10 protein-coding genes are annotated in these 12,156 nt (G+C 69.5%); 4 read left to right on the top strand and 6 right to left on the bottom strand.

The annotated features are described in order from the left end of the window. Positions 1-216: 216 nt before the first annotated feature. Complete coding sequence (locus tag WMF33_RS36415) at positions 217-3,825, top strand: BadF/BadG/BcrA/BcrD ATPase family protein (protein WP_437332920.1); 3,609 nt, start codon at positions 217-219, stop codon at positions 3,823-3,825. 74 nt (positions 3,826-3,899) lie between these two features. Continuing rightward, a complete protein-coding gene (locus tag WMF33_RS36420) occupies positions 3,900-5,828 on the top strand; it encodes a 2-hydroxyglutaryl-CoA dehydratase (RefSeq protein WP_437332921.1) in 1,929 nt (642 codons plus the stop codon). A gap of 204 nt (positions 5,829-6,032) precedes the next feature. On the opposite strand, the gene WMF33_RS36425 is transcribed toward WMF33_RS36420, so the two are convergent. Both WMF33_RS36425 and WMF33_RS36430 read right to left on the bottom strand, forming a co-directional pair. After that, on the bottom strand, positions 6,033-6,740 hold the full coding sequence (locus WMF33_RS36425; RefSeq protein ID WP_437332922.1) for an alpha/beta hydrolase: 708 nt from the start codon (positions 6,738-6,740) through the stop codon (positions 6,033-6,035). A gap of 151 nt (positions 6,741-6,891) precedes the next feature. Beyond that, positions 6,892-7,278, bottom strand: a complete 387-nt coding sequence (locus WMF33_RS36430) for a hypothetical protein (RefSeq protein WP_061624181.1) — start codon at positions 7,276-7,278, stop codon at positions 6,892-6,894. Positions 7,279-7,619: 341 nt separating this feature from the next. Between WMF33_RS36430 and WMF33_RS36435 the strand changes: the two genes are divergently transcribed. Together WMF33_RS36435 and WMF33_RS36440 are read left to right on the top strand one after the other, a co-directional pair. Beyond that, on the top strand, positions 7,620-8,897 hold the full coding sequence (locus WMF33_RS36435; protein WP_061624801.1) for an aminotransferase class I/II-fold pyridoxal phosphate-dependent enzyme: 1,278 nt from the start codon (positions 7,620-7,622) through the stop codon (positions 8,895-8,897). 93 nt (positions 8,898-8,990) lie between these two features. Then, a complete protein-coding gene (locus WMF33_RS36440) occupies positions 8,991-9,827 on the top strand; it encodes an SHOCT domain-containing protein (protein WP_437332923.1) in 837 nt (278 codons plus the stop codon). Positions 9,828-10,045: 218 nt separating this feature from the next. Here the strand turns inward: WMF33_RS36440 and WMF33_RS36445 are convergent, their stop codons facing one another. The 4 genes from WMF33_RS36445 to WMF33_RS36460 are packed head-to-tail and all read right to left on the bottom strand — an operon-like array spanning position 10,046 to position 12,114. Beyond that, positions 10,046-10,432, bottom strand: coding sequence for a VOC family protein (locus tag WMF33_RS36445; RefSeq protein ID WP_437314508.1), 387 nt, complete (start codon positions 10,430-10,432; stop codon positions 10,046-10,048). 44 nt (positions 10,433-10,476) lie between these two features. Further along, positions 10,477-11,046 (bottom strand): TlpA family protein disulfide reductase, encoded by a 570-nt coding sequence (locus WMF33_RS36450; protein ID WP_437332924.1) that lies wholly within the window; start codon positions 11,044-11,046, stop codon positions 10,477-10,479. Beyond that, positions 11,043-11,765, bottom strand: a complete 723-nt coding sequence (locus WMF33_RS36455; protein ID WP_437332925.1) for a hypothetical protein — start codon at positions 11,763-11,765, stop codon at positions 11,043-11,045. The genes WMF33_RS36450 and WMF33_RS36455 overlap by 4 nt, the downstream gene beginning before the upstream one ends. Positions 11,766-11,772: 7 nt before the next feature. Further along, complete coding sequence (locus tag WMF33_RS36460) at positions 11,773-12,114, bottom strand: hypothetical protein (protein WP_061624805.1); 342 nt, start codon at positions 12,112-12,114, stop codon at positions 11,773-11,775. Positions 12,115-12,156: the final 42 nt, after the last annotated feature.

Below are 12,156 nucleotides of genomic sequence, written 5' to 3' on the forward strand. Positions count from 1 at the left end.
ACGCGGGCCGACGCGCCGACCGCACGGCGCCGCGGCGCGCCGAGCCCAGCGGCGAAACCGTGCGCCCCGGACGCAGATCCCCGGAAACCGGCGATCGCCGCCGGCCAAGACGCACCGAATCATTTTGATTTTCGGGTCATCCCGTTGTAGCCATCACGACTGACCAGCCAGTCAGTCGGGCGCTGGTGACCGGCGACGGCGGTGGGAGGAGCCCCGATGGGAAGGCAGATCCAGGATCCGGTCGTGGTCGGCATCGACGTCGGCTCGACGACCGTGAAGGCCGTCGTGCTCGATCCGCAGACGCTCGAGATTCTCTGGAGCGACTACCAGCGGCATCAGACGAAGCAGCCGGAGAAGGTGCTGGAGCTCATCGAGGCGATCGAGGCGGCGTTCCCCGCGTCGCCGCGCGAGAGCTGGCGGGTGTTCATGACGGGCTCCGGCGCGGCGCCCCTCTGCGCCGGCCTCGGCGCCAAGTTCGTCCAGGAGGTCAACGCGGTCACGCTCGCGGTCGAGAACCTGCACCCGGACGTGGGCAGCGTCATCGAGCTCGGCGGGCAGGACGCGAAGATCATCATCTTCCAGCGGGACGAGAAGACGGGCGACAAGACCGCCGCGCCGTCGATGAACGACAAGTGCGCATCGGGCACGGGCGCCACCATCGACAAGTGCATGATCAAGGTGGGCCTGCCGTCGAGCGAGGTGGTCCAGATCCACTTCGACGACTCGAAGCTCCACCACGTCGCGGCGAAGTGCGGCGTCTTCGCCGAGACCGACATCGTGAACCTCGTGAAGAGCGGTATCCCCTCGACGGAGATCCTCTGCTCGCTCGCCGACGCGATCGTCCTCCAGAACCTGTCGGTGCTCACGCGCGGCTCGACCTTGAAGCACAAGGTCATCCTGCTCGGCGGCCCCAACACCTACCTCCCCTTCCTCCAGGAGTGCTGGCGCAAGCGGATCCCCGAGACCTGGGACGAGCGCGGCTACGACTGGCCGAAGGACCGGCCGATCGAGGAGACGATCTTCGTCCCGGAGAACTCGCAGTACTACGCGGCGTTCGGCGCCTGCGTGTACGGGCTCAAGGAGGCGCCGGAGGTCGGCCGCTACGCCGGCAAGACGGGGCTCATCGAGTACATGACGAACGGCCGGAAGGCCCGGCTCGGCGAGAGCGCGGGCCCGCCGCTCGTGAAGACGCGCGACGAGGTCGACGAGTTCCGCAAGCTCTACAGCATCCCGAGGTTCACGCCGATGAAGCTCGCGCCCGGCCAGGTCGTGCGCGGGGTCATCGGCCTCGACGGCGGCTCCACCTCGTCGAAGGCGGTGCTCATCGACGAGGACGGGGCCATCGTCTGCAAGGCCTACCAGCTCTCGAAGGGCAACCCGATCCAGGACGCGAAGGAGCTGCTCGCCCAGCTCCGGCAGTACGTGGTCGACCAGGGCGCGCAGCTCGAGGTGCTCGGGTTCGGCGGCACCGGGTACGCGGCCGACGTGCTCCAGGAGTGCATGCGGGCCGACGTCAACATCGTCGAGACCGTCGCCCACATGATGAGCGCGGTGAAGTTCTTCGGCGACGTCGACGTCATCTGCGATATCGGCGGACAGGACATCAAGGTCCTGTTCATGAAGAACGGCGATATCGCGAACTTCCGCCTCTCCAACTCGTGCTCTGCCGGCAACGGCATGCTGCTCCAGGCGATGGCCGACCAGTTCGGCCTGAAGGTGACCGAGTACGCCGACACGGCGTTCGGCGCCGAGCTCGCGCCGAAGTTCAGCTACGGCTGCGCCGTCTTCCTCGACACCGACCGGGTGAACTTCCAGAAGGAGGGCTTCTCGAAGGAGGAGCTGCTCGCCGGCCTCGCGCAGGTGCTGCCGAAGAACGTGTGGCAGTACGTCGTGCAGATCCCGCGGCTCGCGGCGCTCGGCACGCGCTACGTGCTCCAGGGCGGCACGCAGTACAACCTCGCGGCGGTCAAGGCGCAGGTCGACTACATCAAGGAGCGCGTCCCCGGCGCGGAGGTGTTCGTCCACCCGCACACCGGCGAGGCCGGCGCGCTCGGCGCCGCGTTCGAGACGCTCCGGGTCGTGAAGCGCAGGGGCCGCTCGACGTTCATCGGGATCGACGCGGCGATCGCCCTCGAATACACGACGAAGAACGACGAGGAGACGGTCTGCCACTTCTGCCCGAACGAGTGCAAGCGGACGTTCATCGACGCGAAGCGGCCCGACGGGACGACGAGCCGCTACATCTCGGGCTTCTCGTGCGAGAAGGGCACGGTCGAGAGCGAGCAGGCGATGCTCGCGCTCGTCGCCGAGCGGAAGAAGATCGCGAAGCAGTTCCCGAACCTGGTCGACTACGAGTCGAAGCTCGCCTTCCGGCACTTCTACGCCACCGCGCCGCTTCCGGACGACGGCGCGCCGGTGAAGGACGTGGTCGTCAAGAAGGGCTTCCTCGGCATCCGCCGGGTGGAGACGACGCGCCCGTTCCGGCGGAGCGGGCCCGAGGTGCGCGAGCGCCTGCGCCGCGTCCGCATCGGCATCCCGCGCGTCCTCAACATCTACTCGACGGGCCCGTACTACCGAGCCTACTTCGAGGCGCTCGGCGTCCCGAAGCAGAACGTCGTCTTCAGCGACGCCACGAGCGAGGAGATGTGGGTCGAGGGCGGCAAGTACGGCTCCATCGATCCGTGCTTCCCCTCCAAGGTGGCGCAGGCCCACATCCACAACCTCCTCTTCCACCACCACTCGGACGAGAAGAAGCTCAATTACATCTTCTTCCCGATCCTCACCCACGTGCCGAGCTTCGGCGAGGGGGTGATGGACAAGACGAGCTGCCCCATCGTCGCGGGCGTGCCGGACGTCATGAAGGCGGCGTTCACGAAGGAGATCGACTTCTTCAAGACGCGCGGCATCGAGTACCTCGATCCGCCGCTCACGTTCTCCGAGATGACGCTGACGGCGCGGCGGATGTTCGAGACGTGGGGCCCGCGGCTCGGCGTCACCGAGGACGAGAGCGACCACGCGCACCGCGAGGGGATGCGGGCGCTCTCGCAGTTCGAGCGCGACCTCCAGGACAAGGGGCGGGCGATCCTCGAGACGGTCGAGGCCGAGAACCGCGTCGCCATCCTGATGGTCGGGCGGCCGTACCACTCCGATCCGGGCCTGAACCACGGCATCCCGGAGGAGTTCCAGGTGCTCGGCTATCCGATCCTCTCGGTGCGGTCGATCCCGCGCGACATGGAGTACCTCGCGCGGTACTTCAAGGACGAGATCGCGAACGGCCAGCACCCGCTCGACATCAACGACGTCTGGCCCGAGAACTACTCGGCGAACAGCGCGCAGAAGGTGTGGGCGGTCAAGTTCGCCGCCCGCCACCCGAACGTCGTGCTGCTCGACCTCTCGAGCTTCAAGTGCGGCCACGACGCGCCGACCTACGGCATCATCGACAGCATCGTGAGCTCGAGCGCCACCCCGTACGCCGCGCTGCACGACATCGACGCCAACAAGCCGGGCGGCTCGATCAAGATCCGCGTGAAGACGTACGCGCACAGCCTCAAGCTGCACGAGGAGGCGCTCGAGGACGCGGCGAAGAAGAAGGCGGAGCTCGTCCACCGCATCGACGAGAAGCGGCTCGAGCTGCTCGAGCTGAAGCGGGAGCAGCAGGCGGCGCGCAAGATCACCGATCCCGCGCTCGAGCGGGAGATCGCGGCGCTCGCCGAGAAGGTGCGGAGCTACGTCGCGCCGGCGTCTCCGCCCGAGGCGCCGAAGACGGGCCTCGTCCAGCTCAAGAAGAAGCAGTCCGACGGGACCGTCGTCCCCTTGGAAGCCTGAAGACACGGCCAAGGTCGAGGGGGGGACGGCGCGCCCGGCCCCCTTCCAGCATCCGAGCGAAGGGAAGCCACGCCATGGAACAGACGATCACGCAGAAGACGCGCCTTCCTCTGGTCGGCGAGAAGAAATCGATCAAGGCGGACATCGACATCGAGGCGGAGCTCAGGGCGTTCGAGGAGGCCGAGCGGGAGCGGCTCGGCCTGAAGGCCGAGCGTCGGCAGTGGGTCGACAACATGCTCAAGCCGAAGATGACGAAGAAGGAGCGCGACAACGTGACGCTCCTCATCAGCGGCCTCACCGCGGCGCAGGACTTCCTGTGCGAGGGCGCGCTGAAGGGCCTCGGCTACAACGTCCATTATTTCGGGATGAGCGACAACGCCGGCCTCCAGACGGGCAAGGAGTTCGGCAACCGCGGGCAGTGCAACCCGACGTACTTCACGGTCGGCGGCCTGGTGAAGCACCTCATCGACCTGCGCGACAAGCAGGGGATGAAGACCGAGGACATCATCAAGAACTACGTGTTCCTGACCGCGGGCGCCTGCGGGCCGTGTCGGTTCGGCATGTACGTGACCGAGTACCGGAAGGCGCTGCGCGACGCCGGCTTCGACGGCTTCCGGGTGATGCTCTTCCAGCAGACGGGCGGCCTCTCGCAGGCGACGGGCGACGACGTCGGCCTCGAGATGAACCCTGCCTTCTTCATCGCGATCATCAAGGCGATCGTCTGCGGCGACACGCTGAACGCGCTCGGCTACCGCGTCCGGCCTTACGAGGTCGAGCCCGGCGCGACGAACCGCGCGATGGAGAGCGCGAAGCGCATCCTCTACAAGGCGCTTTACGAGCAGACGAACGTCTTCCGCGCGCTCTACGAGGCGCGCAAGGAGTTCGAGGCCGTCCGGGTGGACAAGCTCCGGCCCAAGGCGAAGACGTCGATCATCGGCGAGTTCTGGGCGATGACGACGGAGGGCGACGGCAACTACGCCCTTCAGAAGTTCCTCGAGAGCGAGGGCGGCGAGAACGACATCCAGCTCACGACCGCGTGGCTGCTCTACAACATCTGGGAGTGCGCCCGCGACACCCGCGAGCGGCGCGACCTGCGCGGCGCGGACGAGGGCAACTACGGCCTTGCCGGCCTCGACGAGTTCGGCGTGGCGAAGCGGCTCGCGACGATGCGCCTCGCCGAGTCGGCGCTGCGCGTCGGCTTCCAGGCGTTCGCGCTGCCGCTCGGCCTGTTCGACTACCACCTCCCGGACATGGATCTCGTCGCGGACGTGGCGAAGGACTACTACTCGAACGACCTCCGCGGCGGCGAGGGGCACATGGAGGTCGGCAAGCTCATCGTGAACGCGGTGAAGTCGAAGGCGCACCTCACGGTGAGCGTGAAGCCGTTCGGCTGCATGCCGTCCTCGGGCGTCTCCGACGGCGTGCAGTCGTTGATCACGGCGCGTTACCCCGGGACGATCTTCTGCGCGGTCGAGACGAGCGGCGACGGCGCGACGAACTTCTACTCGCGCATCCAGATGTACATGTTCAAGGCGCGCATCCTGGCCGAGCAGGAGCTCGCCCGCGCCTACGAGGAGGCGGGCGTCACGGAGGCCGAGGTGCGCGCGTTCCTCGAGCGGCACCCGAAGTACGCGAGCCCGCTGCACCACGCGCCGCACCGGGTCGCCGGGTCGGCCGCGAACCTGGTCTACGAGGTGGCGCCGCTCATCAAGCAGTCGGCCGCCGAGCGCGCCGCGGAGAAGGTCCGGGCGGCGGCGGTGGCGGTCCGCGAGGCGGTGAAGGCGGCTCCGGCCAAGGCGGTGGCCGCAAGGGCGTTCCTGACCGACCCGGAGACGCTCTCCCGGGCGCGCGAGGACGTCGCGCTCGTCCGCGACATCATCGCCGGCAAGGCGGCGGAGCGGTTCAGCCCGCTCGTGAAGCGCCTGGCCGGCAAGGCGTACTTCGAGAACAACCCCGAGGTGCGCCACACGACCCACAGCGAGGAAGCCATCGCGGCGGAGTGAGGCGGACGCCGCCGGGCTCGCCCCGGCGGCCCACCGCTCGGATGTGGCTCCCGGACGGCGAGCTGGGCTGAGAGACGCAGAGAGAGAGAGAAGAAAAAACGCAAAGGCGCAAAGGCGCAAAAAAGAGAAGAGTAGAAGGGACTCTTTCTTCTCTCTCTTGCGTCTTTGCGACTTTGCGCTTTTTTCTTTCTTCACATGTTGAGATCAGCCCGCGTCGGGCAGGAACCACCGGAGGGCGTCGCGCGCGATCTCCGTAGGAACCACGTGCGGGCCCTCGAACTCCTCGTAGCGCAGGTCGTACCCGGCGACCTGGATCAGGGGCGCGAGGCGGCGGCTGCAGGGGTCGATCCGCAGCACCTGGTCCTGCGTGCCGTGCGAGATGAAGATGCGCGGCCGGCCGCGCTGCTCGGCGGGGGCCATGAAGCCCGGCGAGAACGCGATCACATGGGTGAACAGGTCGCCGTTGGTCAGCCCGAGCGACAGCGCGTACGACGCGCCGTCCGAGAAGCCGCCGATCGCGATCCGCGCCGGATCGACCGCGGCGCTGCGGAACAGCTGGTCGAGCGCGCCGTCCAGAAAGGCGACGTCGGGCCCGTACGCGTCGTCCGAGATGATGTCCCAGCTCGAATGGCGGGAGTCGGGCGCGAGCAGCAGGAGCCCCGCCGCGTCCGCCAGCTCTCGCAGCAGCGCGATGCCGTGGTGCGCGCTGCCCCCCGCCCCGTGCAGCAGGACCACGAGCGGCGCCGGGCGGTCCGGCCGGTAGCCCGCCGGGACGTAGAACAACCCGTCGCGCCGCGGCGACAGCCCGAGCGGCCTCAGCCCGGTCGAGAGCTCGCCCCCGGGCTTGGCGTTCGGCCGCGCCCGGAGGCGCGAGGGGTCGTTCGTGGTGACGCCGGCGCTCCTTGCCTGCATTGCCTGATCCTCCTCCGGAGGCCTGGACGGGCCCGTGGTCGCCTGACCTCGCCCGCATCCCAGCAGCCCGCCCAGGGCCCCAGCACTCCCCATGCCGAGCAGGCGCCGCCGCGCGAGCTCGCGTCGCGGCCCTGCTGGACCGCGGCCGCCGTCAGCTCGCCGCCTTGTGCTCGTAGTACTCATTGATATGCTGATAGACCTCCTCGGGGAACTCGAGGTCCTTGTAGACATTGCCCTCGTCGGGATCGTCGGCGTTCGGGATGATGGGGAATTCCTGCTGCCGCTGCCACTCCAGGATCCGCTCGCGCCGCGGCGGGCTGTAGCCGCGCCGCTCGACCTGCATCGCGAGCGAGCGGGCCTCCTCGGCGCCGCCCTCCGGGTCGCGGCTGAGCCAGTCGACGAGCTCGTCGCGATCGAGGAAGTGGTTGGCGATCATCGCGAATACCAGGCGACCGTAGCGCCCGATCGACTCGCCGCGCTCGAGCGCGCCGAGCAGGTGAGCCATCATGTGATTCTTGCGCAGGGCCTCGACAGCCATGGATCCTCCTCTGAACATGAGATCACCCGGCCCGATGCATCGGCCGTACCAGAGGCCGCCGACGCGGCCTCTGGGCCAGGCGGGGCGCGGCGACACAGGGCTCGTGGCAAAACGCATCAAGGCGGAGGGCGGCTGTCACAGCGGGCCCAGGCGCGGGCGAGGCGCCGGCCGCGAGGGCGGCGGCGGCGGCGGGCGGCGGCGGGCGGCGGCGGGCGTAGAGGGGCGCGACGGGCGGCCCGGCTGCGGCGTTTCCGCTGCCGGCCGCGGCATTTCCGGCGCGAGGAGCGCGGGCCCACGCGGGTCGCGACGCGGCCGCGAAGTTCTGCTAGACATCGGCCGCCATGACCGAACTGCGCTCGTTGTCCCCCGATGCTCTTGCCTCGCTCACCCGGGAGCTCGAGGCACGTTATGCTGCCTTTGAAGCCCGCGGCCTCAAGCTCGACATGACGCGGGGCAAGCCGTCGTCCGAGCAGCTCGACCTCGCGAACGGCCTGCTCGCCCTGCCCACCGCGAACGACCTCGTCGCCTCGGACGGGTCGGACACGCGCAACTACGGGGGCCTCGACGGCCTCCCCGAGATGAAGGCCATCTTCGCCGAGCTGCTCGAGGTGCCCCCGGCGCAGGTCATCGTCGGCGGCACCAGCAGCCTGACCATGATGCACGACGCGGTGGTCCGCGCGCTCGTCCACGGCGTGCCCGACGGCAACGGCGCCTGGGCGAAGCAGCCCAAGGTCAAGTTCCTCTGCCCGAGCCCCGGCTACGATCGCCACTTCGCGATCTGCGAGCACCACGGCATCGAGATGATCGCGGTCGATCTGAACGACGCCGGCCCGGACATGGATCAGGTCGAGCGGCTGGTCGCCCAGGACGCGGCCATCAAGGGGATGTGGTGCGTCCCCAAGTACAGCAACCCGACCGGCACCACGTACGCGCCCGAGGTCGTCCGCCGGCTCGCCAGCATGAAGGCGGCGGCCCCGGATTTCCGCCTGTTCTGGGACAACGCCTACGCGGTCCACGACCTGTATGCCGAGGGCGATCGGCTCGCGGACATCGTGTCGGCGTGTCAGTCGGCGGGCAACCCGAACCGGCCGATCGTCTTCGCCTCGACGTCGAAGATCTCGTTCGCGGGCAGCGGCGTCGCGGCCATGGCGTCGAGCCCCGCGAACGTGGCGGACGCGAAGAAGCACCTCGGCATCCAGACCATCGGCCCGGACAAGGTGAACCAGCTGCGCCACGTGCGCTTCTTCAAGGATTACAAGGGCTTGCTGGGCCACATGCAGAAGCACGCCGAGCTGCTGCGGCCCAAGTTCGAGGCGGTGACGAGCATCTTCGAGCGCGAGCTCGGGGGCAAGGGCATCGCCAGCTGGACCTCGCCGCGCGGCGGTTACTTCATCAGCCTCGACACCCTCGACGGCTGTGCGAAGGAGGTCGTGCGCCTGGCCGACAAGGCGGGCGTGAAGCTCACCGGCGCCGGGGCGACGTACCCGTACGGCCGCGATCCTCGCGACCGGAACATCCGGATCGCGCCGTCGATGCCGCCGCTCGAGCAGATTCGCGTCGCCATGGATGTCGTCGCGGTGTGTGTCCAGCTCGCGAGCGCGCGCAAGCTCGCGGGCTGAGCGGTCGTCTCCCTCCTCAATCGCCGCTCGCCCGCATTGCGAGCGGCGGACCGCCGTGCAAGGCTCGGCGCTTCCCTCCTGGAGCGCCTCCTCATGCAGCCACTCACCCCCGAAGGTCAGCGGACAGTTTCCGACCTGTCACAGCGCTATTTCGTCAGCACCGACGCGGTGATGACGCTCTTGCAGGCGCTCGTGAACGGCAACGGGACGATGGCGCAGTTCTATCACCCCGAGCTGGGCGGCGGTGGGCAGTGGATGCAGGGCGGCATGACCATGATCGGGGACATGTTCAACAGCGGGCTGAAGGCCAAGGTGGAGGGCCTGTGCGCCGAGCTGTCGAATCTGCTGGCCAGCCAGCCGTTCGCTCCGGCGCCGGCGAGCTATCCGGCGCAGGGCTGGCAGCAGCAGCAGCAAGGTGGCAGCGGAGGCCTGGGGGGCTCGCCGGTCAGCCTGTTCGTGCCGGCGTCCGGGGGCGGCTCTGGGAGCTGGTGGCCCGGGGAGCTCGGTGCGCCGAGCTCCAGCGGGTCGCAGAACAACATCCGTTATGCGGTCTTCCCCGGCGCGCGGCGGCTGGCCGTCGACGTCGACGGGCGCGTCAGCGTCTATGACACGCTGGATCATCAGATCGGCGGTGTGTCGCAGCAGCAGGGGTCGGGGTCGTCGGTCACGTTCTCGAGCCAGTACGGCGTCGTGGGCGTGCAGAGTTTGCCGCTCGTCTCCGGCGACGCGGCCGCGCAGCAGGCGCCGGGGGCCGCGCCTGCGCCTGCGCCTGCGCCGGTGCCGGCGCAGGCCGCCCTGCCCCGCGCTTCCTCGGGTCCGGAGGCGGATATCTTTTCTGCCATCGAGCGGCTCGCGGACCTGCGGCAGAAGGGGATCATCACCGAGCAGGAGTTTGCTGCGAAGAAGGCGGATCTGCTGAGCAGGCTCTGATCGCGAAATCGCGCGGACGCGAGCGTCGGCCGAGTCGACGCGGGTAAAGAGATTTCAACGCAAAGGCGCAAAGGCGCAAAGGCGCAAAGGCGCAAAGGCGCAAGGAGGGAGGAAGATGCCTTCTTCCTCTCTCCTTGCGCCTTTGCGTTTATTCTCTCTTCACATCAAGCCACGATCCCCGTAGCTCGGGAGGACGAGCCCCCTGAAGCCATCACCGCTCAGGGCCCATGGCACACGGCCTCGATGTTGTGTCCATCCGGATCGAGCACGAACGCCCCGTAATACCCCGGGTGGTACTGCGGCCGGAGCCCCGGCGGGCCGTTGTCGGCGCCTCCAGCCGCCAGCGCGGCCTTGTAAAAAGCATCGACATCGGCGCGCGTCTTCGCGACGAAGGCGACATGCATGCGGCCCTGCAGCGCGCCGCCCGTGCCGATCCAGAACTGCGGGTTGCCATCGGCCCCCAGACCGGCGTGCTTATCCGCACCCCCGGTCATCTCGGGCGTGATCTCCATCACGAGCCCGTAACCAAGAGGCGCCAGGGCCGCCAGATAGAAGGCCTTGCTCCGTTCATAGTCCGAAACCGGAAAACCGATGTGGTCGAGCATGCGCGCCATCATCGCCCAGACCAGCGCGCGGCGGCGGACAAAACCTACCTCGCGGGCCGCGCGCCCTCGCGCTCCAGGCCGCGAAGGACCTCCTCGAGCGTTTCCTGGGTGATGAGCCCAACGTGCCGGAACGCCTCCCTCCCCTCGGCGTCGAGGATCACCACGCTCGGCACGTGGTGCAGCCCGGCAAACGGGCCCTCCCCGGCGATCGTCGGGGCGTCCGCGAGCGCCACCGGATACGGGAGCTTGAGCGTGGCGGCAAAGGCCTCGACGAGCGGCCGGTTCTCGCTCGCCTCCAGCACGAGGAGCGCCGCGTTGATGCGCGGCGTGTGATCGCGGAGCAACCCGGCGAGGAACCGCGCCTCCGCCTGCGACGCCACGTCGTAGGTCGCCACGAAGCCGATCACGCTGAACCTGCCCGCGAGCGACGCGGTGGAGAGCTCGCGCCCGTCGAGCGTCTCGTACGAGAAGCTCAGCGCCTGGCCCCGCGCCGGCGCCGCCTCCGCTGCGGCCGCGGGCGCCGCCGCCGCGGGCTCACGGACCGCGTCGCCGCTGCCGGCGCACCCGAGCGCGACGAGCACGAGCGGCAAGACAGCCGGCGCGAGCGACCTCATGGCAGCGGATCCCCCTCCAGGTGCGCGTCGAACAGATCGGCGCAGAGCTGCAGCGACGGCGGCAGCTCGGCGCCCTTGCGCTGCTGCGCGAGGATCGCGTGGCACAGCTCCTCGATGACCAGCTTGATCGGCGTCGCCTCGAGCTGCGCGCCGTCGAGCACCATGCCAGGGCCGGGCGCCTCCTCCGCGCGCACGATAGGGTCGTGCCGCGCCCAGGCGATGCCGTCCTCCGGGAGATACCGACACCAGAGCACCCGCACGAAGCGCAGGTAGAGCGGCGTCACCAGCGCCACCACGCGATCGCCCCCCGCGGCGATGCCGCGCAGCGCGAAGCCCCCGGCCGGGCGCGGGGCGTGCTCCCCCTCCCCCATCGCGACCTCGATCCGCTCGCGGCGCGCCGCGTCGCTCTCGACCGACAGGAGCGGCGCGTAGATCGCGACCGCGGGGACCTGCAGCTTGGGCGCGTCCTCGGCGAGCACGTCGAGCCACGCCTCGCGCGCCTCGGGGCCGAGCTCGCCGTACACGTGCGCCGCGGCGATGGCGGCCTCGGCGTCGGTCGCGAGGGCGGCCAGCCACTCGCGCCAGGCGGCGAGGATGCGCGGATCGAGCAGCGCGCCCGAGGGGGCGGGCAGGCCCTGCGCCACGCCCTCGTGGACAGCGACGTCCAGCGAGGCATCCTGGACGAGATCGACCGAGCTCGGATCGCGGCGCTCCGTCATGCACCCCTCAGCGTGGCGCGCCGCGGCGCCGCGCCCCGACGTCCCGCTCCAGATCGAGCAGGAGCTCGGCGAACTCGTCGCCCCGGTCGAGCGGCGACGCGAGCGTGAGCTCACCCCCGCGATCCGCGAGCAGGAGCGCGACGCCGTCGCTCGCCTCGACGATGCCCTTCACGAACACGACGTCGGCCGGATGAACGACGACGTCCTGCACCAGCATCCCGGCGCTCGCCTCCGCGATCGAGAGCGGGCCGCGAGCGGGCCCGAGCTGCCCCGCGTCCCCCGCCGAAGGCTGCCCATCGGCCGGAGACGCGGCGGCGATTCGCCTTGAATTGCTGTCGCGCCGGCCCATCGACGGCGGAGCTAAGCACCGCTCGCCGGAGGGATCCAGCGG

This window comes from Sorangium sp. So ce394, assembly GCF_051474665.1.
Classification (GTDB): domain Bacteria; phylum Myxococcota_A; class Polyangia; order Polyangiales; family Polyangiaceae; genus Sorangium; species Sorangium cellulosum_D.

Excerpts from the sequence above, each read along its gene's own strand:
- WMF33_RS36415 (WP_437332920.1), top strand. The coding sequence starts at position 217 with ATGGGAAGGCAGATCCAGGATCCGGTCGTGGTCGGCATCGACGTCGGC.
- WMF33_RS36420 (WP_437332921.1), top strand. The coding sequence starts at position 3,900 with ATGGAACAGACGATCACGCAGAAGACGCGCCTTCCTCTGGTCGGCGAG.
- WMF33_RS36425 (WP_437332922.1), bottom strand. The coding sequence starts at position 6,740 with ATGCAGGCAAGGAGCGCCGGCGTCACCACGAACGACCCCTCGCGCCTC.
- WMF33_RS36430 (WP_061624181.1), bottom strand. The coding sequence starts at position 7,278 with ATGGCTGTCGAGGCCCTGCGCAAGAATCACATGATGGCTCACCTGCTC.
- WMF33_RS36435 (WP_061624801.1), top strand. The coding sequence starts at position 7,620 with ATGACCGAACTGCGCTCGTTGTCCCCCGATGCTCTTGCCTCGCTCACC.
- WMF33_RS36440 (WP_437332923.1), top strand. The coding sequence starts at position 8,991 with ATGCAGCCACTCACCCCCGAAGGTCAGCGGACAGTTTCCGACCTGTCA.
- WMF33_RS36445 (WP_437314508.1), bottom strand. The coding sequence starts at position 10,432 with ATGCTCGACCACATCGGTTTTCCGGTTTCGGACTATGAACGGAGCAAG.
- WMF33_RS36450 (WP_437332924.1), bottom strand. The coding sequence starts at position 11,046 with ATGAGGTCGCTCGCGCCGGCTGTCTTGCCGCTCGTGCTCGTCGCGCTC.
- WMF33_RS36455 (WP_437332925.1), bottom strand. The coding sequence starts at position 11,765 with ATGACGGAGCGCCGCGATCCGAGCTCGGTCGATCTCGTCCAGGATGCC.
- WMF33_RS36460 (WP_061624805.1), bottom strand. The coding sequence starts at position 12,114 with ATGGGCCGGCGCGACAGCAATTCAAGGCGAATCGCCGCCGCGTCTCCG.